Here is a 24601-nt window from a genome sequence, read left to right as displayed (position 1 = left end):
GCGGTGATTATTTATAATCCAGCACATAGGTCGCGTTGGCAGTGACTTCACCCGCCGTCACGGGAGTGCCGTTATCAATCTGCTCCATCCAGGCGAAGAAGTTTAGTGTTTGTTCTGTGGCTGTTGGTTCCAGCCCAATATCTGGACTTTCTGAACCCAGAGTGATGTTGGACTGGTCTTTGTTCATTAAGCGCACGCCAACACCAGTGGCTTCACCAGCGCTGGTGTTACTGAGCATTGGTGAGGCTCCCGTGGTTTTCGCCGAACTGTCAAAGGTTACTGAGACTTTTGATACTACGGAACCAGAACCGTTATCGGAATTTGGCAGGTCACAGTTAACTAAATGAATATCGACAGGCGTTAATGCACTGTGATGATCCTGGTTGATGCGGGTCTTGGTCACCTCACCAAGATTTACTTGTTTATCAATGTCTTCTTGCTTAATTTCACAAGGCGCTTCAATAACTTCACCTTTAAAGTGAATTTCACCAGAGCCTTCATTTGCAGCATAAACAGGGGCTGAAATTAACAGAGATACGGCCAGCGCCGCCAGTGTTTTTTGTCCTTTAAACATAACGGAGTCCTTTAAGGAAATAGAAAAAGTATAGCGGTACCAGAATAACTTACTTGAATATCAAATGTTTTTAGTTTTACTTAAAAACATTGTTAACTGTATTAAACACAAGGCCAATTAATTGATGCGGTGAATTAATTGCTTAATGAAAAGGATGCAGGTTTATTAGAGATTCCCCTCATTTTCATGAGGTTAAAAATGTTGCTATCTGGAGGGTGTAATAAAAAATCATCAGGCTGATCACAAAATGAGCAGTGTTATTTTTTTACAATATCTATGTTGGTCCGATAATGGATTTTATCTTTACAATTTTTTGTGTTTAGGCAAATAAAAATAACCCGCCATAGAAAAGACGGGTTAGAAGGATTTACTGTCATGCAATCAATGGTTAACGCTTGATGTCGCTTTTAAAGTCGCGTTTTTCGTAACCAGTGTAAAGCTGACGCGGACGGGCAATCTTCATGCCGTCACTATGCATTTCGCTCCAGTGAGCGATCCAGCCAACGGTACGGGCCATGGCGAAGATGACGGTGAACATGGAAGACGGAATGCCCATCGCTTTCAGGATGATACCAGAGTAGAAATCGACGTTCGGGTACAGTTTCTTCTCGATAAAGTACGGGTCGTTCAGCGCGATGTTTTCCAGCTCCATGGCCACTTCCAGCAGGTCATCTTTGGTACCAAGCTCTTTCAGCACTTCATGGCAGGTTTCACGCATTACAGTCGCGCGCGGGTCGTAGTTTTTGTACACACGGTGACCGAAGCCCATCAGACGGAAAGAGTCATTTTTGTCTTTCGCACGACGAACAAATTCCGGAATGTGTTTAACCGAGCTGATTTCTTCCAGCATTTTCAGTGCAGCTTCGTTGGCGCCGCCGTGTGCTGGTCCCCACAGAGAAGCAATACCTGCCGCGATACAGGCAAACGGGTTTGCGCCTGAAGAACCTGCGGTACGTACGGTAGAAGTAGAGGCGTTTTGTTCGTGGTCAGCGTGCAGGATCAGAATGCGGTCCATAGCACGTTCCAGAATCGGATTGACTTCATACGGTTCGCACGGCGTGGAGAACATCATGTGCAGGAAGTTTCCAGCGTAGGAGAGGTCATTACGCGGGTAAACAAACGGCTGCCCGATGGAATATTTGTAGCACATTGCTGCCATGGTCGGCATTTTCGACAACAGGCGGAACGCGGCGATTTCACGATGGCGCGGGTTATTGACGTCCAGAGAGTCATGATAAAACGCCGCCAGCGCACCAGTAATACCGCACATTACCGCCATCGGATGCGAGTCGCGACGGAAAGCGTGGAAGAGACGGGTGATCTGTTCGTGGATCATGGTATGACGAGTCACTGTAGTTTTGAATTCGTCATACTGTTCCTGGGTTGGTTTTTCACCATTCAACAGGATGTAGCAAACTTCCAGGTAGTTAGAATCGGTTGCCAGCTGATCGATCGGGAAGCCACGATGCAGCAAAATACCTTCATCACCATCAATAAAAGTAATTTTAGATTCGCAGGATGCTGTTGAAGTGAAACCAGGGTCAAAGGTGAATACGCCTTTTGAACCAAGCGTACGGATATCGATAACATCTTGACCTAGCGTGCCTTTCAGCACATCCAGTTCAACAGCTGTGTTCCCATTGAGGGTGAGTTTTGCTTTTGTATCAGCCATTTAAGGTCTCCTTAGCGCCTTATTGCATAAGACTGCCGGAACTTAAATTTGCCTTCGCACATCAACCTGGCTTTACCCGTTTGTTATTTGGCTCGCCGCTCTGTGGAAGAGAGGAAACCTGGGTACAGAGCTCTGGGCGCTTGCAGGTAAAGAATTCATTGATGACGAATAAACGGCGAATCAAGCACTTAGCAATCCGAATTATTAAACCTGTCTATCACTAATAACTGTCTCGAATGGATTGGTCAATACTTCTACACTGTTACATAAGTTAATCTTCGGTGAAATAGTGACCCCATAACTTTTACGCATTATATGCTTTTCCTGGTAATGTTTGTAACAACTTTGTTGAATGATTGTCAAATACGATGGTTGAAAATTAAATAAATGTTGTTATCGTGACCCAGATCACTGTTCCGGATAAAACCAGACAAACTATATGTAGGTTAATTGTAATGATTTTGTGAACAGCCTATACTGCCGCCAGGTCTCCGGAACACCCTGCAATCCCGAGCCACCCAGCGTTGTAACGTGTCGTTTTCGCATCTGGAAGCAGTGTTTTGCATGACGCGCAGTTATAGAAAGGACGCTGTCTGACCCGCAAGCAGACCGGAGGAAGGAAATCCCGACGTCTCCAGGTAACAGAAAGTTATCCTCTGTACCCGTAGTCCCCAGGGAATAATAAGAACAGCATGTGGGCGTTATTCATGATAAGAAATGTGAAAAAACAAAGACCTGTTAATCTGGACCTACAGACCATCCGGTTCCCCATCACGGCGATAGCGTCCATTCTTCATCGCGTTTCCGGTGTGATTACGTTTGTTGCAGTGGGCATCCTGCTGTGGCTTCTGGGTACCAGCCTCTCTTCCCCTGAAGGTTTCGAGCAAGCTTCCGCCATTATGGGCAGCTTCTTCGTGAAATTTATCATGTGGGGCATCCTTACCGCTCTGGCATATCACGTCGTCGTAGGTATTCGCCACATGATGATGGATTTTGGCTATCTGGAAGAAACATTCGAAGCGGGTAAACGCTCTGCCAAAGTCTCTTTTGTCATTACTGTCGTGCTTTCAATTCTTGCAGGAGTCCTCGTATGGTAAGCAACGCCTCCGCATTAGGACGCAATGGCGTACATGATTTCATCCTCGTTCGCGCTACTGCTATCGTCCTGACGCTTTACATCATTTATATGGTCAGTTTTTTTGCTATCAGTGGCGAACTGACATATGACGTCTGGATTGGTTTCTTTGCCTCTGCGTTCACTAAAGTCTTCACTCTGCTGGCACTGTTTTCCATTTTGATCCATGCCTGGATCGGCATGTGGCAGGTGTTGACCGACTACGTTAAACCGCTGGCCTTGCGCCTGATTCTGCAACTGGTGATTGTCGTTGCACTGGTGGTTTACGTGATTTATGGATTCGTTGTGGTGTGGGGTGTGTGATGAAATTGCCAGTCAGAGAATTTGATGCAGTTGTGATTGGTGCCGGAGGCGCAGGTATGCGCGCGGCGCTACAAATTTCCCAGAGCGGCCAGACCTGTGCGCTGCTCTCTAAAGTTTTCCCGACCCGTTCCCATACCGTGTCTGCGCAGGGCGGTATTACCGTTGCGCTGGGTAATACCCATGAAGATAACTGGGAATGGCATATGTACGACACCGTAAAAGGGTCGGACTATATCGGTGACCAGGACGCGATTGAATATATGTGTAAAACCGGGCCGGAAGCGATTCTGGAACTGGAACATATGGGCCTACCGTTCTCGCGCCTTGATGATGGTCGTATCTATCAACGTCCGTTTGGCGGTCAGTCGAAAAACTTCGGCGGCGAGCAGGCGGCACGTACTGCGGCGGCTGCCGACCGTACTGGTCACGCATTGCTGCACACGCTTTATCAGCAGAACCTGAAAAACCACACCACTATTTTCTCCGAATGGTATGCGCTGGATCTGGTGAAAAACGCCGATGGCGCGGTGGTTGGTTGTACCGCACTGTGTATCGAAACTGGTGAAGTGGTTTACTTTAAAGCTCGCGCTACCGTGCTGGCGACTGGCGGGGCAGGGCGTATTTATCAGTCCACCACTAACGCCCACATTAACACTGGCGACGGTGTCGGCATGGCTATCCGTGCAGGCGTACCGGTGCAGGATATGGAAATGTGGCAGTTCCACCCGACAGGTATTGCAGGTGCGGGCGTACTGGTAACCGAAGGTTGCCGTGGTGAAGGCGGTTATCTGCTGAACAAACATGGCGAACGCTTTATGGAGCGTTATGCGCCGAACGCCAAAGACCTGGCGGGCCGTGACGTGGTGGCGCGTTCCATCATGATCGAAATTCGTGAAGGTCGCGGCTGTGATGGTCCGTGGGGGCCACACGCAAAACTGAAACTCGACCACCTGGGTAAAGAAGTTCTTGAATCCCGTCTGCCGGGTATCCTTGAACTCTCCCGCACCTTCGCTCACGTTGATCCAGTGAAAGAGCCGATTCCGGTAATCCCAACCTGTCACTACATGATGGGCGGTATTCCGACTAAAGTGACCGGTCAGGCGCTGACCGTGAACGAGAAAGGCGAAGATGTGGTGATCCCTGGGCTGTTCGCGGTAGGTGAAATTGCCTGCGTATCCGTACACGGCGCCAACCGTCTGGGCGGCAACTCGCTGCTGGACCTGGTGGTATTTGGTCGTGCGGCAGGTTTGCATCTGCAAGAGTCTATTGCCGAGCAGGGCGCACTGCGCGATGCCAGCGAGTCTGATGTAGAAGCGTCTCTCAATCGCCTGAACCGCTGGAATAACAACCGTAACGGTGAAGATCCGGTGGCGATTCGTAAAGCGCTGCAAGAATGTATGCAGCATAACTTCTCGGTCTTCCGTGAAGGTGATGCGATGGCGAAAGGTCTTGAGCAGTTGAAAGTTATCCGCGAGCGCCTGAAAAATGCCCGTCTGGATGACACTTCCAGCGAGTTCAACACCCAGCGCGTTGAGTGCCTGGAACTGGATAACCTGATGGAAACGGCGTATGCAACGGCTGTTTCTGCCAACTTCCGTACCGAAAGCCGTGGCGCGCATAGCCGCTTCGACTTCCCGGATCGCGATGATGAAAACTGGCTGTGCCACTCCCTGTATCTGCCAGAGTCGGAATCCATGACGCGCCGAAGCGTCAACATGGAACCGAAACTGCGCCCGGCATTCCCGCCGAAGATTCGTACTTACTAATGCGGAGACAGGAAAATGAGACTCGAGTTTTCAATTTATCGCTATAACCCGGATGTTGATGATGCTCCGCGTATGCAGGATTACACCCTGGAAGCGGATGAAGGTCGCGACATGATGCTGCTGGATGCGCTTATCCAGTTGAAAGAGAAAGATCCCAGCCTGTCGTTCCGCCGCTCCTGCCGTGAAGGGGTATGTGGTTCCGACGGTCTGAACATGAACGGTAAGAATGGTCTGGCCTGTATTACCCCAATTTCGGCACTCAACCAGCCGGGTAAGAAAATTGTAATTCGCCCGTTACCTGGTTTACCGGTTGTCCGCGATTTGGTGGTAGACATGGGACAATTCTATGCGCAATATGAGAAAATCAAACCTTACCTGTTGAATAATGGGCAAAATCCGCCAGCTCGCGAGCATTTACAGATGCCAGAGCAGCGCGAAAAACTCGACGGGCTGTATGAATGTATTCTCTGCGCATGTTGTTCAACCTCTTGTCCGTCTTTCTGGTGGAATCCCGATAAGTTTATCGGCCCGGCAGGCTTGTTAGCGGCATATCGTTTCCTGATCGATAGCCGTGATACCGAGACTGACGAGCGCCTCGACGGTTTGAGTGATGCATTCAGTGTATTCCGCTGTCACAGCATCATGAACTGCGTCAGTGTATGTCCGAAAGGGCTGAACCCGACGCGCGCCATCGGCCATATCAAGTCGATGTTATTGCAGCGTAATGCATAAACCGTAGGCCTGATAAGACGCGTAAGCGTCGCATCAGGCAACCAGAGCCGGATGCGGCGTGAACGCCTTATCCGGCCTACAAGTCATTACCCGTAGGCCTGATAAGCGCAGCGCATCAGGCGTAACAAAGAAATGCAGGAAATCTTTAAAAACTGCCCCTGACACTAAGACAGTTTTTAAAGGTTCCTTAGCGGACGCAGAAAACACGACAAGTCCGCAACAAGTGAACCCCGGCACGCACATCTGATGTGAAATGTGCGTGGTAGTATCCACGGCGAAGTAAGCATAAAAAAGATGCTTAAGGGATCACGATGCAGAACAGCGCTTTGAAAGCCTGGTTGGACTCTTCTTACCTCTCTGGCGCAAACCAGAGCTGGATAGAACAGCTCTATGAAGACTTCTTAACCGATCCTGACTCGGTTGACGCTAACTGGCGTTCGACGTTCCAGCAGTTACCTGGTACGGGAGTCAAACCGGATCAATTCCACTCTCAAACGCGTGAATATTTCCGCCGCCTGGCGAAAGACGCTTCACGTTACTCTTCAACGATCTCCGACCCTGACACCAATGTGAAGCAGGTGAAAGTCCTGCAGCTCATTAACGCATACCGCTTCCGTGGTCACCAGCATGCGAATCTCGATCCGCTGGGACTGTGGCAGCAAGATAAAGTGGCCGATCTGGATCCGTCTTTCCACGATCTGACCGAAGCAGACTTCCAGGAGACCTTCAACGTCGGTTCATTTGCCAGCGGCAAAGAAACCATGAAACTCGGCGAACTGCTGGAAGCCCTCAAGCAAACCTACTGCGGCCCGATTGGTGCCGAGTATATGCACATTACCAGCACCGAAGAAAAACGCTGGATCCAACAGCGTATCGAGTCTGGTCGCGCGACTTTCAATAGCGAAGAGAAAAAACGCTTCCTAAGCGAACTGACCGCCGCTGAAGGCCTTGAACGTTACCTCGGCGCAAAATTCCCTGGCGCAAAACGCTTCTCGCTGGAAGGCGGTGACGCGTTAATCCCGATGCTTAAAGAGATGATTCGCCACGCTGGCAACAGCGGCACCCGCGAAGTGGTTCTCGGGATGGCGCACCGTGGTCGTCTGAACGTGCTGGTGAACGTGCTGGGTAAAAAACCGCAAGACTTGTTCGACGAGTTTGCCGGTAAACATAAAGAACACCTCGGCACGGGTGACGTGAAATACCACATGGGCTTCTCGTCTGACTTCCAGACCGATGGCGGCCTGGTGCACCTGGCGCTGGCGTTTAACCCGTCTCACCTTGAGATTGTCAGCCCGGTAGTTATCGGTTCTGTTCGTGCCCGTCTGGACAGACTCGATGAGCCGAGCAGCAACAAAGTGCTGCCAATCACCATTCACGGTGACGCCGCAGTGACCGGGCAGGGCGTGGTTCAGGAAACCCTGAACATGTCGAAAGCGCGTGGTTATGAAGTTGGCGGTACGGTACGTATCGTTATCAACAACCAGGTTGGCTTCACCACCTCTAACCCGCTGGATGCCCGTTCTACACCGTACTGTACTGATATCGGTAAGATGGTTCAGGCACCGATTTTCCACGTTAATGCGGATGATCCGGAAGCCGTTGCCTTTGTGACCCGTCTGGCGCTCGATTTCCGTAACACCTTTAAACGTGATGTCTTCATCGACCTGGTATGCTACCGCCGTCACGGGCATAACGAAGCCGACGAGCCGAGCGCAACCCAGCCGCTGATGTATCAGAAAATTAAAAAACATCCGACGCCGCGCAAAATCTACGCTGACAAGCTGGAGCAGGAAAAAGTGGCGACGCTGGAAGATGCCACCGAGATGGTTAACCTGTACCGCGATGCGCTGGATGCTGGCGATTGCGTAGTGGCAGAGTGGCGTCCGATGAACATGCACTCTTTCACTTGGTCGCCATACCTCAACCACGAATGGGACGAAGAGTACCCGAACAAAGTTGATATGAAGCGCCTGCAGGAGCTGGCTAAACGCATCAGTACGGTGCCGGAAGCAGTTGAAATGCAGTCTCGTGTTGCCAAGATTTATGGCGACCGCCAGGCGATGGCAGCCGGTGAGAAACTGTTCGACTGGGGCGGCGCGGAAAACCTCGCTTACGCCACGCTGGTTGATGAAGGAATTCCGGTTCGCCTGTCGGGTGAAGACTCCGGTCGCGGTACCTTCTTCCACCGCCACGCGGTGATCCACAACCAGTCTAATGGTTCCACTTACACGCCGCTGCAACATATCCATAACGGCCAGGGCGCATTTCGTGTCTGGGACTCCGTACTGTCTGAAGAAGCCGTGCTGGCGTTTGAATATGGTTATGCCACCGCAGAACCACGCACCCTGACCATCTGGGAAGCGCAGTTCGGTGACTTCGCCAACGGCGCACAGGTGGTTATCGACCAGTTCATCTCCTCTGGCGAACAGAAATGGGGCCGGATGTGTGGCCTGGTGATGTTGCTGCCGCACGGTTACGAAGGGCAGGGGCCAGAGCACTCCTCCGCGCGTCTGGAACGTTATCTGCAACTTTGCGCTGAGCAAAACATGCAGGTGTGCGTACCGTCTACCCCGGCACAGGTTTACCACATGCTGCGTCGTCAGGCGCTGCGCGGGATGCGTCGTCCGCTGGTCGTGATGTCGCCGAAATCCCTGCTGCGTCATCCGCTGGCGGTTTCCAGCCTCGAAGAACTGGCGAACGGCACCTTCCTGCCAGCCATCGGTGAAATCGACGAGCTTGATCCGAAGGGCGTGAAGCGCGTAGTGATGTGTTCTGGTAAGGTTTATTACGACCTGCTGGAACAACGTCGTAAGAACAATCAACACGATGTCGCCATTGTGCGTATCGAGCAACTCTACCCGTTCCCGCATAAAGCGATGCAGGAAGTGTTGCAGCAGTTTGCTCACGTCAAGGATTTTGTCTGGTGCCAGGAAGAGCCGCTCAACCAGGGCGCATGGTACTGCAGCCAGCATCATTTCCGTGAAGTGATTCCGTTTGGGGCTTCTCTGCGTTATGCAGGCCGCCCGGCCTCCGCCTCTCCGGCGGTAGGGTATATGTCCGTTCACCAGAAACAGCAACAAGATCTGGTTAATGACGCGCTGAACGTCGAATAAATAAAGGATACACAATGAGTAGCGTAGATATTCTGGTCCCTGACCTGCCTGAATCCGTAGCCGATGCCACCGTCGCAACCTGGCATAAAAAACCCGGCGACGCAGTCGTACGTGATGAAGTGCTGGTAGAAATCGAAACTGACAAAGTGGTACTGGAAGTACCGGCATCAGCAGACGGCATTCTGGATGCGGTTCTGGAAGATGAAGGTACAACGGTAACGTCTCGTCAGATCCTTGGTCGCCTGCGTGAAGGCAACAGTGCTGGTAAAGAAACCAGCGCCAAATCTGAAGAGAAAGCGTCCACTCCGGCACAACGCCAACAGGCGTCTCTGGAAGAGCAAAACAACGATGCGTTAAGCCCGGCGATCCGTCGCCTGCTGGCTGAACACAATCTTGACGCCAGCACCATTAAAGGCACCGGTGTGGGTGGTCGTCTGACCCGTGAAGATGTGGAAAAACATCTGGCGAAAGCCCCAGCGAAAGAGTCTGCTCCGGCAGCGGCTGCTCCGGCGGCGCAACCGGCCCTGGCTGCACGTAGCGAAAAACGTGTCCCGATGACTCGCCTGCGTAAGCGTGTGGCAGAGCGTCTGCTGGAAGCGAAAAACTCCACCGCTATGCTGACCACGTTCAACGAAGTCAACATGAAGCCGATTATGGATCTGCGTAAGCAGTACGGTGAAGCGTTTGAAAAACGCCACGGCATTCGTCTGGGCTTTATGTCCTTCTACGTGAAAGCGGTGGTTGAAGCCCTGAAACGTTATCCGGAAGTGAACGCGTCTATCGACGGCGATGATGTGGTTTACCACAACTATTTCGACGTCAGCATGGCGGTTTCTACGCCGCGCGGCCTGGTGACGCCGGTACTGCGTGATGTCGATACCCTCGGCATGGCAGACATCGAGAAGAAAATCAAAGAACTGGCCATTAAAGGCCGTGACGGCAAGCTGACGGTTGAAGATCTGACTGGTGGTAACTTCACCATCACCAACGGTGGTGTGTTCGGTTCCCTGATGTCTACGCCTATCATCAACCCGCCGCAGAGCGCAATTCTGGGTATGCACGCTATCAAAGATCGTCCGATGGCAGTGAATGGTCAGGTTGAGATCCTGCCGATGATGTACCTGGCGCTGTCTTACGATCACCGTCTGATCGATGGTCGCGAATCCGTAGGCTTCCTGGTAACGATCAAAGAGTTGCTGGAAGATCCGACGCGTCTGCTGCTGGACGTATAGTAGTTTAAGTTTCACCTGCACTGTAGACCGGATTAGACATTATCGCCTTCTCCGGCATTTGAAGCCTGATGCGACGCTTAACGCGTCTTATCAGGCCTACGGGGACTACAGATGTAGGTCGGATAAGGCGCTTGCGCCGCATCCGACAATGCCCGGAAGCGATACGAAATATTCGGTCTACGGTTTAAAAGATAACGATTACTGAAGGATGGACAGAACACATGAACTTACATGAATATCAGGCAAAACAACTGTTTGCCCGCTATGGCTTACCAGCACCGGTGGGTTATGCCTGTACTACTCCGCGCGAAGCAGAAGAAGCCGCTTCAAAAATCGGTGCCGGTCCGTGGGTAGTGAAATGTCAGGTTCACGCTGGTGGCCGCGGTAAAGCGGGCGGTGTGAAAGTTGTAAACAGCAAAGAAGACATCCGTGCTTTTGCAGAAAACTGGCTGGGCAAGCGTCTGGTAACGTATCAAACAGATGCCAATGGCCAACCGGTTAACCAGATTCTGGTTGAAGCAGCGACCGATATCGCTAAAGAGCTGTATCTTGGTGCTGTTGTAGACCGTAGTTCCCGTCGCGTGGTCTTTATGGCCTCTACCGAAGGCGGCGTGGAAATCGAAAAAGTGGCGGAAGAAACTCCGCACCTGATCCACAAAGTTGCGCTTGATCCGCTGACTGGCCCGATGCCGTATCAGGGACGCGAGCTGGCGTTCAAACTGGGTCTGGAAGGTAAACTGGTTCAGCAGTTCACCAAAATCTTCATGGGTCTGGCGACCATTTTCCTGGAGCGCGATCTGGCGCTGATCGAAATCAACCCGCTGGTCATCACCAAACAGGGCGATCTGGTTTGCCTCGACGGCAAACTGGGCGCTGACGGTAACGCACTGTTCCGCCAACCTGATCTGCGCGAAATGCGTGACCAGTCGCAGGAAGATCCGCGTGAAGCACAAGCTGCACAGTGGGAACTGAACTACGTTGCGCTGGACGGTAACATCGGTTGTATGGTTAACGGCGCAGGTCTGGCGATGGGCACCATGGACATCGTTAAACTGCACGGCGGCGAACCGGCTAACTTCCTGGACGTTGGCGGCGGCGCAACCAAAGAACGTGTAACCGAAGCATTCAAAATCATCCTCTCTGACGACAAAGTGAAAGCCGTTCTGGTTAACATCTTCGGCGGTATCGTTCGTTGCGACCTGATCGCTGACGGTATCATCGGCGCGGTAGCGGAAGTGGGTGTTAACGTACCGGTCGTGGTACGTCTGGAAGGTAACAACGCCGAACTCGGCGCGAAGAAACTGGCTGACAGCGGCCTGAATATTATTGCAGCAAAAGGTCTGACGGATGCAGCTCAGCAGGTTGTTGCCGCAGTGGAGGGGAAATAATGTCCATTTTAATTGATAAAAACACCAAGGTTATCTGCCAGGGCTTTACTGGTAGCCAGGGGACTTTCCACTCTGAACAAGCCATTGCATACGGTACCAAAATGGTTGGCGGTGTAACTCCAGGTAAAGGCGGCACCACCCACCTTGGCCTGCCTGTGTTCAACACCGTGCGTGAAGCTGTTGCTGCTACTGGCGCTACCGCTTCTGTTATCTACGTACCGGCTCCGTTCTGCAAAGACTCCATTCTGGAAGCTATTGATGCAGGCATCAAACTGATTATCACCATCACTGAAGGCATCCCGACGCTGGATATGCTGACTGTGAAAGTGAAACTGGACGAAGCAGGCGTTCGTATGATCGGCCCGAACTGCCCAGGTGTTATCACTCCGGGTGAATGCAAAATCGGTATCCAGCCGGGTCACATTCACAAGCCGGGTAAAGTGGGTATCGTTTCCCGTTCCGGTACACTGACCTATGAAGCGGTTAAACAGACCACCGATTACGGCTTCGGTCAGTCGACCTGCGTCGGTATCGGCGGCGACCCGATCCCTGGCTCTAACTTTATCGACATCCTCGAAATGTTCGAAAAAGATCCGCAGACCGAAGCGATCGTGATGATCGGTGAGATCGGCGGTAGCGCTGAAGAAGAAGCGGCCGCGTACATCAAAGAGCACGTTACCAAGCCAGTTGTGGGTTACATCGCTGGTGTGACTGCGCCGAAAGGCAAACGTATGGGCCACGCGGGTGCGATCATTGCCGGTGGTAAAGGGACTGCGGATGAGAAATTCGTTGCTCTGGAAGCCGCAGGCGTGAAAACCGTTCGCAGCCTGGCGGATATCGGTGAAGCACTGAAAACTGTTCTGAAATAAATATCTGTAATAAGAAATAGCCCTCGCCGCTTCCCTCTACAGGAATGGCGAAGGGCTGTCGGTTTCGACATGGTTGGCCATCGTATGATGGCCTTTTTTATGCCTTAAATGTTAACCACGGTCGAAATCTGACCGCTGGCTGAATTAATCCGGCTTCTTGTTGGGCTTCGATAACCGGACCAATATCTTTATAAGCAGCAGGCGCTTCTTCAAGACGTCGTTCTTCGCGCAATGTGACGCATTGCCACGGCAACGTTGACTCTTCAGTCGCGCGCGAGCGCATGGCCTGCCGACGCTGGCTGCGTCCAGCTCCGTGACTGCAAGACCACAGCCACTCCGGGTTGCCACAACCTACCGCAAGCCACGAATAATCGCCCATTGAACCGGGGATTAACGCCAGATCGCCCGTGCGTGCCGGTGTTGCACCTTTGCGATGAATATTCATTTCATGCTCGCGAAGGATGATGTTATGCGGCACATCCACCACCAGATGTGAATCATCCTGATGGAATAAATCGGCAAAACATACGCGAACCATTTCCGCAATGGTCACGCGATTTAACCACGCGTAACGCGCCACCATTCCCATAGCCTGCAGGTATTCCTCCGCCAGCTCACCGCCCAGAGCATATAATCCGCTTTGTGGATGTTTATGCCCGGCGGGCCAGGCTGCACGGGCGCGATCCATCCAGCGTCGTCCGACGTAAAATCCGACATCTCGCGATCCGCTATGGATCATCACCACGATATCGCCCATTTTCAGCCCTTGTTGCCAGGCCACATGGCGATCGACCACGCTATCAACCACCTGAAGTTCAATAAAATGATTACCTGAACCCGGCGTACCAAGACAAGGATCGCGGAGTAATGCGCGGTCCGTTGCCAGCAGGGCGGGTGGGGCATAACGCGAATGACTGTCATGCTCGTTCAGCCCAATGCAGCGGTCAATTTCTTGCGCCATCCGGGGGATATTCGTGCGTGTCCAGAGACCCGCTGATGGCAAGGCCGACACACAATTTGCCGGTCCGCCATCAAAAAGCGCGGTGAACGCTCGTGCAGATAACGGAACATCGCGCTCATTTTGCAGTAACACTTGCGTTAACCGCTGAGTGATGACGTCTTTATGCGCTTCGGCTTGCGCAAGTGTTAATCCAGTCGTCAGCAGTCGCATGCCACAAGAAATATCGGTGCCGATGGCGGCGGGAATGATTAAATCCGGCGTTGAGGCCACCACTGCGCCAACGGGGACGCCATTGCCGGGGTGAAAATCTGGCGTCGCGCACGTCTGGCGTACATAACCTGGATGATCTGGTAGCTTCACTTCTGCAAAATCAAGCAGTTGTGTCACTGCTTTTTCTTCTAGCGGCAGTTCGTCCGGCAGCAGTACGCGGGCACTGGCACCTGATTGACGAGATAATGAAACAATATTGTTGGCGCGGGAAAGTTGGATCCCTTTGCGCAGAAAGGCTTTATCAAGCCTCGAAAGATGATGCATAACGCTGTCCTGAAATATAGACGTTAATCAACCCCCTGTATTGCGAGGGTAATTTTGTCTTTCCGGTCAGCAGCCAGCAAAAAGGAAAGAAAACGCGCGTAGTGTATTCAGCAATGACGATGAATACAAGATAAAAATGCCGATTGCCAAAGAGGATTGTTGTTATAAAGGAGGTGAATTATCGACACCGGATTGTAAAATATGAAAAATGATAACTCCCAGAATATATATTTTAAGAGTTATTTTTACGCCTGTTCTTACGGCGGTAACTATCCATTGCTTGCCGTTTTTTAATTATCAAAGCGGGAGTGAAATAAATGAATTATTGATGATAATACAACATGTTTTTATGACAAATAATGAAGATCTTATTTTAAATATCATCGTGTTATGCGCACTGCGTGGTGTCGGGTTACCTGGTGTTATGCTAATGTCTGGTTGTTATTAACGCATTTCTTAGATAATTAAATTATAGACATCTTGCAATCTCATCATATTCATATGTTCAAATGAGAAAATATTTTGCCAACAATATCACTTTTTCCAAAAGTTAAATTAAGCATATTGAAATCGCATACAAAGCGTTGGCAGTTTTTTTGAATTTACATTCAGGGTGAATATTCCAGAACAAATGAAATTCACCAAATGAATTGATAATGCGAAATCATAAACGGAGATTATATAAACCGTTTCTGTATTCCTTCGCTCATTTTTTTCTGGGCGATGACAGCATTTAATTTTATCCAGTAACAGGAGAAGATTCATGAGTAAGCCTTCAGACCCTCGTATTGATACCAGCCGCGTTATCCATGCGCCACAAGGAACTCAACTGCATTGTAAAAACTGGCAGATCGAAGCTGCCTATCGGATGTTGCAGAACAACCTTGATCCCGACGTAGCCGAAAATCCACAGCATCTGGTGGTATACGGTGGCATTGGCCGCGCGGCGCGTAACTGGGAATGTTTCGACCAGATCCTCGAATCACTAAAAAATCTCGAGCCTGATGAGTCGCTGTTGGTACAGTCCGGTAAACCCGTGGGCGTGTTTAAAACTCATACTGATGCGCCACGCGTGCTGATTGCCAACTCTAACCTGGTGCCGCAATGGGCCAACTGGGATCACTTCAATGAACTGGATCGCAAAGGTCTGTTCATGTACGGCCAGATGACCGCTGGCTCGTGGATCTACATTGGTAGTCAGGGCATTGTGCAGGGGACGTTCGAAACTTTTGTCGAAGCAGGTCGCCAGCACTACAACAATTCGCTAAGTGGAAAATGGATCCTGACCGCGGGGCTCGGTGGTATGGGCGGTGCACAACCGCTGGCGGCGACTCTGGCGGGGGCTTGTTCATTAAATATCGAGTGCCAACAAAGTAGCATCGACTTCCGTCTGCGTACCCGTTATGTCGATAAACAAGCGAAAGATCTTGATGATGCACTGGCGCTGATTAAATACCACACCGAACGCAAAGAAGCCGTTTCTATCGCGCTGCTGGGCAATGCGGCGGAAATTGTTCCTGAATTGGTGAAACGTGCACGTCAGGGGGCGATCAAGCCGGATCTGGTGACCGACCAGACCTCCGCTCACGATCTGGTCTATGGTTACCTGCCAATGGGCTGGAGCGTAGAACAATGGCGTACTGCACAGCAGGAGCCACAACAGCACGCCAGACTGCAAAAAGAAGCGGCACAGAGTTGCGTGGCGCATGTTCAGGGGATGCTGGACTTCCAGGCGATGGGGATCCCGGTTGTCGATTATGGTAACAACATCCGCCAGGTGGCTTTCAACGAAGGTCTGCAAAATGCCTTCGATTTCCCGGGCTTCGTTCCTGCTTACATTCGTCCCATGTTTTGTGAAGGCAAAGGCCCGTTCCGTTGGGTGGCGCTGTCTGGTGACCCGGAAGATATCTATAAAACCGATGCCAAAATTAAAGAACTATTCCCCAATAACGTACTGACCCATCGCTGGCTGGATATGGCGCGTGAGCGTATCGCCTTCCAGGGGCTTCCATCACGTATTTGCTGGCTGGGGCTTGGTGAGCGTCACCTGGCGGGGCTGGCATTCAACGAAATGGTGCGCAACGGTGAACTAAAAGCACCGATTGTGATTGGTCGCGATCATCTTGATACCGGTTCTGTCGCCAGCCCGAACCGCGAAACTGAAAGCATGCTCGATGGCAGTGACGCGGTTTCTGACTGGCCGTTGCTCAATGGTCTGCTCAATACCGCAGGTGGAGCAACGTGGGTGTCTCTGCATCATGGCGGCGGCGTCGGGATGGGGTATTCACAACACGCCGGGATGGTTATTGTTGCCGATGGTAGCGAAGAAGCCGAAAAACGTCTGGCGCGTGTGTTGGTAAATGACTGTGCTTCCGGGGTTATGCGTCACGCGGATGCGGGTTATGAAGCGGCAATTGAATGTGCCAAAAATTATGGTCTGAAATTGCCGATGATTCGCTAAATATTAACGCTGTTATTTAATATTTGCGCTAATACAGGCGGGAAGTTATCCGCCTGTATAACAATAATTATCAAAAATATTCATTACATCGTCGAGAGAAATATCTCTCGACCCTCTATTGCTGTTTCAAAAAATGACCTCTCATTTTGCAGGAGACTTTTTCATGGAATCAAGCAGCCCTATCCGCAGTAAAAAACCAGTATTAGAATCAAATACGATTAACGCCGTTCCTGAGTCCGCTCGCCACGGTGCGCCCTCCAGCCAGTTTACGTTGTGGCTAAGTGCTAACTTACAAATTACCGCCGTGGTGGACGGCGCGTTAGCGATTATTTTTGGCTCTGAAGCCATGTCAGCAATAATTGGTTTATTAATCGGTAATATTATTGGTGGCGCAGTTATGGCATTGCACTCGTCACAGGGGGCAAAGCTGGGATTACCACAGATGATCTCCAGTCGTATCCGCTTTGGCGTCAAAGGAGCGGCGCTACCGTTACTGATGGTGATTATTATGTATCTCGGGTTTGCTGCAACTGGAACGGTATTATCCGGTCAGGCGATTAACCGGATATTTGGTTTTGAGTCAGCATCGACCGGAATTATTATTTTCGGCATGCTTACCGCGATGATCGCATTGGTCGGTTATAAACTTATTCACGTCGTTGGCCGTGTTGCAGGGATATTAAGTATTCTGGGGTTTATTTACCTTGCCACTCAACTTAGCGGTCACTACGACGTGGCTGCGGCATTTGGTCAAAAGCCATTTAGCTTATCGGTGTTCTTATTAACGATTGCACTCTCAGCCGGATGGCAATTAACGTTTGCACCATACGCCTCTGATTATTCCCGCTATTTACCCTCTGATACACCAGCAAAATCAATCTTCTTTGCCACCTTTCTGGGAACCACGCTTGGCGCGCAATGTGCCATGACTTTTGGCGTTCTTGTTGCTGCTTGCGGTGCTAACTTCCTGAAAGATCAGGTTGGTTTTATGGGCGATTTAGCCGGGCCAACGTTTGCCATTCTGATTTATACGGTGATTGTTTGCGGCAAACTGACGGTTAACTGTTTGAATGCCTACGGCGGCTTTATGTCGATTCTGGCGACCGTCAGCGCCTTTAACAATCGCAGCCAGGTTTCACAGCGTGTTCGTGCTGCCTACGTTGTAGGGTTTGTGCTGTTGTCGATGGTCGTCGCGCTGGCGGCAAGCGCAGACTTTTTGAATAATTTCAAAAACTTCGTTCTGCTGCTGTTGACGGTATTTGTGCCGTGGAGCGCCATCAATCTCATCGACTACTACTTCATCTCACAAGGTAAAACCGATATTCCAGCACTTTATACCCCGGAGGGACGCTATGGCGCATATAACAAAACCGCGTTGGTTTGCTACGGAATTGGTGTGCTGGTGCAGATCCCCTTCCTGAATCAAAAACTGTATCAGGGACCCATTTCTGTACTGATGGGCGGGGCGGATATTTCCTGGATTATCGGCTTGTTAATGACTGCCGTTATTTATTACCCGTGGGCAAAACGTACTACCAGCGTTCCTGCCCAGACTATTTATCCCGAGTCGTAAAATGGAACCAATGCTGATATCTGCAATGGATAAGCCCTTGCAACCGTGGCGCAACGGCGGGGGTTTTACGCGACAACTGCATGCCTGGCCTGATGATGAAAACTGGCTGTTACGCATCAGTATGGCCAATGTCAGCCAGGACGGTCCTTTTTCGGCGTGGCCTGGCGTGGTACGTGGCCTCGCCATTCTCGATGGGGAAGGGGTGAGGCTGACGTTTGCCGATTCGATAATCAACCTGCAACGTCACGATCCCGCCTTAATTTTTCCCGGAGAAGCCAGGCCAGATTGCCAGCTGATGGGCGGTGCAGTTCGCGATCTCAATGTCATGGCGCGGGAAGGCGATACGGGGATGTTGCGGGTGCAAAGTGCCGTTGACTGGCTTCCGCCATCACTTGCGCAAGCCGGCCTGTTCACGCTGTGTGAAGGGGAGTGGATAAGCGGCGAGAAAAGGGTGTTTGTCGCGGCAAATATGTTGTTATGGCTGGTTGTGACTGATGGCAAGCCCTGGCGTTTCGTACCACGGAAAAAAGTCTCCGTCGGTGAGCTGGCGGGCTGGTGGCTTTATTATCTACGAGGGGAAAAATCCTTATGAGTGCATTAACGCTCTGGCGAAATACCACGCTGGCGACGCTTTCCGCTAACGATTGGGGAGTGATTGAAAATGGTGCATTAATCAGCCGTGGCGACACTATTGTCTGGCTTGGCAAGGCCACGCAGATCCCTCGCGAACTGATGGCGGACATTACAGAGGAACACGACCTGCAGGGTAAGTTGCTGACCCCCGGTCTGGTGGATTGCCATACGCATCTGGTGTATGGCGGCCAGCGGGCGAATGAGTTTGAGATGCGGCTGCAAGGCGTGGCTTATGAAGATATCGCCAGAGCGGGCGGCGGGATCTTATCTACCGTCAATGCCACGCGGGCGGCCAGCGAAACACAACTGTTTGAACTGGCGGCGCAGCGACTACAAAACTGGTTGCGTGAAGGCGTCAGTACGCTGGAAATAAAATCTGGTTATGGCTTGACGCTGGAAGATGAAGCGCGCTGTTTGCGCGTTATCCGCCGCTTACAGGAATCTACAGGATTACGTATTCAGTCTACGTTTCTTGGGGCGCACAGCTTGCCGCCAGAGTTTGCCGGGCGCAGTGATGATTACATTACGGCGCTTTGCGACTGGATGGGCGTCTTACATGAACAGGGGCTGATTGATGCGGTTGACGCTTTTTGTGAAAACATCGCCTTTAGCCCAGACCAGGTACGGCGCGTTTTCAGTAAAGCGCAACACTATGGATTGCCTGTAAAACTGCATGCCGAACAGCTTTCTGACCAGCAAGGCGCGGCGCTGGCGGCGGCGTTTTCTGCACTCTCCTGCGATCATCTGGAATACCTTAGCGAGTCGGGGATCGCCGCCATGAAAATGGCTGGAACGGTGGCGGTACTGCTCCCCGGCGCTTATTACTTCCTGCGCGAAACCCATCTGCCGCCGATTGCCGCTTTGCGGGCAGCGGGCGTGCCGATTGCTATCTCCACGGACCATAACCCCGGAACGTCTCCCAATATGTCATTGCCATTGATGATCAATATGGCCTGTACGCTGTTTCGCATGACGCCGCTGGAAGCCGTTCAGGGCGTTACGCGTCATGCGGCAAAGGCACTTGGACTTATTGACCGGGGTGAACTTGCACCGGGATTACGGGCGGATATGGCGGTCTGGGATCTTAACCATCCACGTGAACTGGCTTACTGGTTTGGGCATCAGCCTTGCCAGGGGCTTATTGTCGGCGGAAAAAGGAGTTGGTAATGAAGCAAACATTATTGCCGTGGAGTGGGCGTGTTGACTCGCAGGAAATCGGCATCAGCACTCGCTGGCATCAGCATGTGCAACCGTTTAGTGAACAAAGCCACGGCGGTTGTACGCTGATTGGTTTTGCCGTTGATGACGGGGTGCAACGTAATGGTGGGCGAGCGGGTGCAGCAGGCGGACCGGGCGCGTTGCGCAGCATGTTGGGAAATATGCCGGTGCTCAGTGAAGGCGCTATTTTCGATATGGGCGATGTACAAAGCGAGGACCACGCGCTGGAGTCCGCACAAAATCGTCTGGCGGCCAACGTATCTACAGCCATTGCGCGCGGCAGTTTACCGGTGGTTCTGGGCGGTGGTCATGAAGTGGCGTGGGGAACGTTTCAGGGGATTATGCAGTCGCGTCCTGATATTCAGCGGTTACTGATTGTGAACCTTGACGCGCATTTTGATTTACGGATGGCGGAAAAAGCCAATTCAGGTACGCCGTTTCGTCAGATGCAAGAGTGGAACGCGCAGAATGGCAAACCGTTTAATTATCGCGTGCTGGGAATAAGTCGTTTTGCCAATACTCAGGCGTTATTTGATCGCGCTGATTGTCTCGGTGTGCGTTATTGGCTGGACGAATCTCTGCAATTTGAACGTGGTTTGCATGAGGTCGCTAATGCGCTCTCGGCAGATATTCAGGCGTGTGACGCCATTTATTTAACGATTTGTCTCGATGTTTTACCTGGTTATCAGGCGCCCGGCGTTTCTGCGCCATCACCGTTAGGCGTGCCGTTAAATATTACTGAAGCCATTGTGAATTTAATCGCCGGTAGCGAGAAGTTGATTGCGGCGGATATTGCCGAACTTAACCCGGACCTGGATCGCGATAATTTAACCGCGAAAGTTGCCGCTCGCCTGGTGACCAGTATTGTCCGGCGGGGGAAAACAGATAGAACAAATTAAAACGTTGTCGCAGTAACCCGTTGTTAAACACATCATGATAAGGAAACACAATGAAAGGATTGATACGAAGAGTCACTGTCACCGTTGTGCTCTGGAGCGTTTGCTCCATCGCGATGGCGAAATCAACCATTACTCTGGATGGCGAACATCTTTCCATTGACCAGGCCTGGTCAATTGCGTTAGGTGATAACGACGTCAAAATCGCGCCGAAAGCGCTGGACAGAATGGAAAAAAGTTATGAGCTGGTGATGACCGCCGCGCATTCTGGAACACCCGTTTATGGTTTAACCGTAGGCGTGGGGCTAAATAAAGACCAGCCGATATTTGATGCCAAAGGAAATTTAACGCCTGAGGTGATTGACGCGTCGAAAAAATTTAATGCTGCCGCGCTGCGCGCCCATTCTGCGGGCGTTGGTCCGATGTTACCGGATTATCTGGCACGCCTTTCAATGGTATTACGTTTAAATACCATGCTGCATGGGCAAACCGGCGCGCAGCCTTATATTGCCGAACTGTATGCTGAATTTATTAATCGCGGCGTTACGCCTTTAATTCCGGCGCGGGGAAGCATCGGCGCAGCGGATATTATGCTCGCTTCGCACGTTGGTCTGGTGATGATGGGGGAATGGAAAGCCCGAGTAAATGGCGTGCAAATGAGCGGTGGTGACGCGCTGGCGAAAGTGGGACTTAAGCCACTGGTGCCGCAGGGTAAAGATATGCTGGCGATTTTGTCGAACAACAGCGTCGGGACAGCCTACGCTATCGAAGCAGTTCGTTCGGCACGTCAGTTGTTGAATGTCAGCCCGGTGGTTTTCGCTATGAGTCTGGAAGCGTTGAATGGTAACGTCGCACCGGTACTGCCGCAGTCAATTGCCGTGCGTCCTTTCCCGCAGTTGGCTGACTCGGCAAAAGAGATTCGCGATGCGTTAAACGGTTCATATTTATGGCATAAAGATGACAAACGGGCATTGCAAGATCCGTTATCGTTCAGAACAACGGTATACACCATTGCTGAATCAGTACGCGCTTTGCATGATGCTGAAGAGGTCATAACCGTACAAATCAACAGTTCCGATGACAACCCGGCAACGGTGCTGAATGCTGACAAGGCATATCAGGACTCCAGCCAGGTCGCGCAATATTTTGTTAAAGATGGCGCAGTCAGCGGTGGGATCTTCCCGACGGCGAATTTCGAATCGTTACCTGTTGCGCTTGCCACTCAGCGTCTGACCGTGGCGTTGGTGCATGTTTCGCATAACAGTATGCGTCGCTCGCTGCACCTGGAAGATGAGCACTTTACCGGTTTAACGCGCTTCCTGTCGGCATCCGGTAATAAAGGTCACGGCTTCGGTTCGCTGCATATTCCGTTTGTCGCGCTGCATGCAGAAAACGTCGATCTCGCCAATCCTGTTTCTTTCGATATTCAACCGGTTGCCGGAGGTATAGAAGATACCGGCGCCAATAATGACCACGCGGCCAGAAGATTGAAACAGGTTGTCGATAATCTGAACGTGATTTATGGCATTGAACTGATGCATTCCGCACAGGCTCTCGATTTACGGTTGCAGGCCGATCCGCAACTGGCATTAGGGAAATCCACCAAAGCAATGTTTACCGAATACAGAAAAGTCGTGCCTTTTGTCGACCAGGATCGGGTCTTTACCCCAGATATTGCAGCTTCGCAAAAATTCTTAGAAGGGTATGCTATAAATCAAAAATAAAATTTTTGTTGATTGTTTATCATAATATCCATAGATATGATAATTGCTATCAATTTAATAATCTTCACTTAACTTGAATCATAATAATCCGAAGGGCGCTTTGCTTTTCGGATTATTATTATCTGATTGAGACAATTGTCACGCCGGGCTTGCTGGGTTATAAATATCGATCATGATTTTTATAAAATATCTATTGCTGCTTTGGTTGCCATTACTTAGCAATAAGTAATGGTTTTTTGATAGTTTAAACTATTTTTAAGGGACGGCATTATGAGAGGAAAAATACCCAAAACGGAATTGTTGGTAACTTTTGAGGTAGTCGCACGCCATGAAAGTTATACCAGAGCGGCAGAGGAGTTAGCGTTAACCCAAAGCGCAGTATTCAGGCAAGTTAGCGCACTGGAAGATTTTTTACATATATCATTATTTGCGCATTCTAAAAAAAGAATATTTCTTAATGATGCCGGAAAGCATTATCTGGGCATTGTTAAAGAAACATTGAATAAGCTTGAACGTGACACAAATACTATCATGACCTGGCAGCCTACGGTTCAGGTTATTGAGCTTGCTGTCAATCCTACTTTCAGCACGCACTGGTTGATCCCCAATTTGCGTGAGTTCAATAAATTGTATCCCGATATTATTGTCAATATTCACTCATTAGCTAATAACGGGGATTTCCTTAATCGGGAATACGATGCCGTCATTATGCGCGAAAATTTTTGTGCGCCCTGGTCGGAGGTAGAATATCTCTTTGAGGAAGAGATCTTGCCGGTATGCAGCGGCAGTTTACTTTCACTTCCTGACCAAAAACTGTCTGTTGCAGAGCTATTAAGTGAGCTACCACTGCTGCATCAAAGCACCCGTATTACTGGCTGGGAAGAGTGGTTTGCATTGTCTGGCGTTAGTAGTCCGTTGGTGAATAACGGGCCACGTTTTGATTTACTTTCAATGCTGATTGCCGCCGTGCGATCTAATCTCGGTGTGGCGCTCCTGCCTCGGTTTGCAATTCAACACGATTTAGATAGCGGTGACATGGTGATTCCGTGTGATGTGCCTATTCGTACCGGCAATCGCTTTATTATGACGTGGCGGGAAGAGAAGGTTGATTATCCGCACTTGCAACTCTTTCGTGAGTGGTTGCTGGCAAAATCGGTCGTACCGGAGGAGATGTAAAATCTGCGCCTGGTGAGATGCCAGGCGCAGTCATTACCAGTCGATACCAGGCTGTGCCTGAATACCGTTATCAAAAGCATGTTTGACGGGGCGGATTTCGCTTACCGTATCCGCCATTTTTACTATTTCACTATGGCAGCCGCGTCCGGTGACAATGACGTTTTGCTGTGCCGGGCGATTTTGTAGCGAAGCGATCACTTCTTCGGTATCCAGATAATGGTAAGCCAGCATGTAGGTCAGCTCATCGAGCACCACTAAATCGTAACGCTCATCAGCCAGCATTCGCTTGCATTCAGACCAGACCTCTTTCGCCGCGTCGATATCCGCTTGCCGATTCTGTGTCTCCCAGGTAAAACCTGTTCCCATAATATGAAATTCAACGCCCAGTGGATGGAGAAGGTTATATTCGCCGTTGTCCCACAGTCCCTTGATGAACTGCGCAACGCCAACCGTTTTGCCATGACCTACGGCGCGCGTCACGGTACCAAAAGCGGCGGTGGATTTTCCTTTTCCGTTACCAGTGAAAACAATCAATATTCCTTTTTTCTCCGTCGCCGCCGCGATGCGTGTGTCGACCTGTTGTTTCAGTTTCTGCTGGCGCTGAATATGCCGTTCAGTTGAAATCCGCGCTTCCATTCACT

The 24601-nt window shown here is 50.8% G+C and carries 20 protein-coding genes; 15 read left to right on the top strand and 5 right to left on the bottom strand.

Going from position 1 to position 24601, the window contains the following annotated elements; genetic code table 11:
* Positions 1–7: 7 nt before the first annotated feature.
* From FEK50_RS15315 to FEK50_RS15305, 3 genes are all read right to left on the bottom strand, one after another.
* Complete coding sequence (locus tag FEK50_RS15315; RefSeq protein WP_130209862.1) at positions 8–574, bottom strand: fimbrial protein; 567 nt, start codon at positions 572–574, stop codon at positions 8–10.
* 388 nt (positions 575–962) lie between these two features.
* Entirely contained in the window at positions 963–2246 is a 1284-nt protein-coding gene (gene gltA / locus FEK50_RS15310; RefSeq protein WP_064528891.1) for a citrate synthase, read from the bottom strand.
* A 204-nt stretch (positions 2247–2450) separates the two neighbouring features.
* A complete protein-coding gene (locus tag FEK50_RS15305; RefSeq protein WP_130209864.1) occupies positions 2451–2558 on the bottom strand; it encodes a hypothetical protein in 108 nt (35 codons plus the stop codon).
* 380 nt (positions 2559–2938) lie between these two features.
* Between FEK50_RS15305 and sdhC the strand changes: the two genes are divergently transcribed.
* From sdhC to sucD, 8 genes are all read left to right on the top strand, one after another.
* Positions 2939–3343 (top strand): succinate dehydrogenase cytochrome b556 subunit, encoded by a 405-nt coding sequence (sdhC, locus tag FEK50_RS15300; RefSeq protein WP_165382759.1) that lies wholly within the window; start codon positions 2939–2941, stop codon positions 3341–3343.
* Positions 3337–3684 (top strand): succinate dehydrogenase membrane anchor subunit, encoded by a 348-nt coding sequence (sdhD, locus tag FEK50_RS15295; RefSeq protein WP_131161662.1) that lies wholly within the window; start codon positions 3337–3339, stop codon positions 3682–3684. Before sdhC ends, sdhD begins: the two co-directional genes overlap by 7 nt.
* The gene (gene sdhA, locus FEK50_RS15290) at positions 3684–5450 is read left to right on the top strand and encodes a succinate dehydrogenase flavoprotein subunit (RefSeq protein WP_131161663.1); all 1767 of its coding nucleotides are present in this window, start codon (positions 3684–3686) and stop codon (positions 5448–5450) included. Before sdhD ends, sdhA begins: the two co-directional genes overlap by 1 nt.
* A 15-nt stretch (positions 5451–5465) precedes the next feature.
* Positions 5466–6182: a succinate dehydrogenase iron-sulfur subunit SdhB gene (gene sdhB, locus FEK50_RS15285; RefSeq protein ID WP_064528883.1), complete on the top strand. Its 717-nt coding sequence runs from the start codon at positions 5466–5468 to the stop codon at positions 6180–6182.
* Positions 6183–6493: 311 nt separating this feature from the next.
* Complete coding sequence (sucA, locus tag FEK50_RS15280) at positions 6494–9295, top strand: 2-oxoglutarate dehydrogenase E1 component (protein ID WP_130259811.1); 2802 nt, start codon at positions 6494–6496, stop codon at positions 9293–9295.
* 14 nt (positions 9296–9309) lie between these two features.
* On the top strand, positions 9310–10527 hold the full coding sequence (odhB, locus tag FEK50_RS15275; RefSeq protein WP_131161664.1) for a 2-oxoglutarate dehydrogenase complex dihydrolipoyllysine-residue succinyltransferase: 1218 nt from the start codon (positions 9310–9312) through the stop codon (positions 10525–10527).
* Positions 10528–10748: 221 nt separating this feature from the next.
* A complete protein-coding gene (sucC, locus tag FEK50_RS15270; RefSeq protein WP_001048608.1) occupies positions 10749–11915 on the top strand; it encodes an ADP-forming succinate--CoA ligase subunit beta in 1167 nt (388 codons plus the stop codon).
* The gene (gene sucD, locus FEK50_RS15265) at positions 11915–12784 is read left to right on the top strand and encodes a succinate--CoA ligase subunit alpha (protein ID WP_131161665.1); all 870 of its coding nucleotides are present in this window, start codon (positions 11915–11917) and stop codon (positions 12782–12784) included. The genes sucC and sucD overlap by 1 nt, the downstream gene beginning before the upstream one ends.
* 97 nt (positions 12785–12881) lie before the next feature.
* Here sucD and FEK50_RS15260 read toward each other — a convergent pair whose 3' ends face one another.
* On the bottom strand, positions 12882–14279 hold the full coding sequence (locus FEK50_RS15260; RefSeq protein ID WP_131161666.1) for an RtcB family protein: 1398 nt from the start codon (positions 14277–14279) through the stop codon (positions 12882–12884).
* 763 nt (positions 14280–15042) lie between these two features.
* Here FEK50_RS15260 and hutU point away from each other — a divergent pair.
* From hutU to FEK50_RS15220, 7 genes are all read left to right on the top strand, one after another.
* Positions 15043–16740, top strand: coding sequence for a urocanate hydratase (gene hutU / locus FEK50_RS15250; protein WP_131161668.1), 1698 nt, complete (start codon positions 15043–15045; stop codon positions 16738–16740).
* Between the two features lie 163 nt (positions 16741–16903).
* Entirely contained in the window at positions 16904–18313 is a 1410-nt protein-coding gene (locus FEK50_RS15245) for a cytosine permease (protein WP_130214974.1), read from the top strand.
* 10 nt (positions 18314–18323) lie between these two features.
* Positions 18324–18905, top strand: a complete 582-nt coding sequence (locus tag FEK50_RS15240) for a HutD family protein (protein ID WP_240782328.1) — start codon at positions 18324–18326, stop codon at positions 18903–18905.
* On the top strand, positions 18902–20113 hold the full coding sequence (gene hutI / locus FEK50_RS15235; RefSeq protein WP_131161670.1) for an imidazolonepropionase: 1212 nt from the start codon (positions 18902–18904) through the stop codon (positions 20111–20113). The genes FEK50_RS15240 and hutI overlap by 4 nt, the downstream gene beginning before the upstream one ends.
* Positions 20113–21063, top strand: a complete 951-nt coding sequence (gene hutG, locus FEK50_RS15230; RefSeq protein WP_131161671.1) for a formimidoylglutamase — start codon at positions 20113–20115, stop codon at positions 21061–21063. Before hutI ends, hutG begins: the two co-directional genes overlap by 1 nt.
* Before the next feature lie 50 nt (positions 21064–21113).
* Positions 21114–22784 (top strand): aromatic amino acid ammonia-lyase, encoded by a 1671-nt coding sequence (locus tag FEK50_RS15225; RefSeq protein WP_131161672.1) that lies wholly within the window; start codon positions 21114–21116, stop codon positions 22782–22784.
* A 270-nt stretch (positions 22785–23054) separates the two neighbouring features.
* The gene (locus FEK50_RS15220; protein WP_131161673.1) at positions 23055–23960 is read left to right on the top strand and encodes a LysR family transcriptional regulator; all 906 of its coding nucleotides are present in this window, start codon (positions 23055–23057) and stop codon (positions 23958–23960) included.
* A 33-nt stretch (positions 23961–23993) separates the two neighbouring features.
* Here FEK50_RS15220 and cobO read toward each other — a convergent pair whose 3' ends face one another.
* Positions 23994–24596, bottom strand: coding sequence for a cob(I)yrinic acid a,c-diamide adenosyltransferase (gene cobO / locus FEK50_RS15215; RefSeq protein ID WP_131161674.1), 603 nt, complete (start codon positions 24594–24596; stop codon positions 23994–23996).
* Positions 24597–24601 lie beyond the last annotated feature (5 nt).

The organism is Escherichia sp. E2586, assembly GCF_005781105.1.
Lineage (GTDB): Bacteria > Pseudomonadota > Gammaproteobacteria > Enterobacterales > Enterobacteriaceae > Escherichia.
The sequence above is the reverse complement of the archived record's forward strand: the minus strand, read 5'-3'. Positions and strand labels throughout refer to the sequence as shown.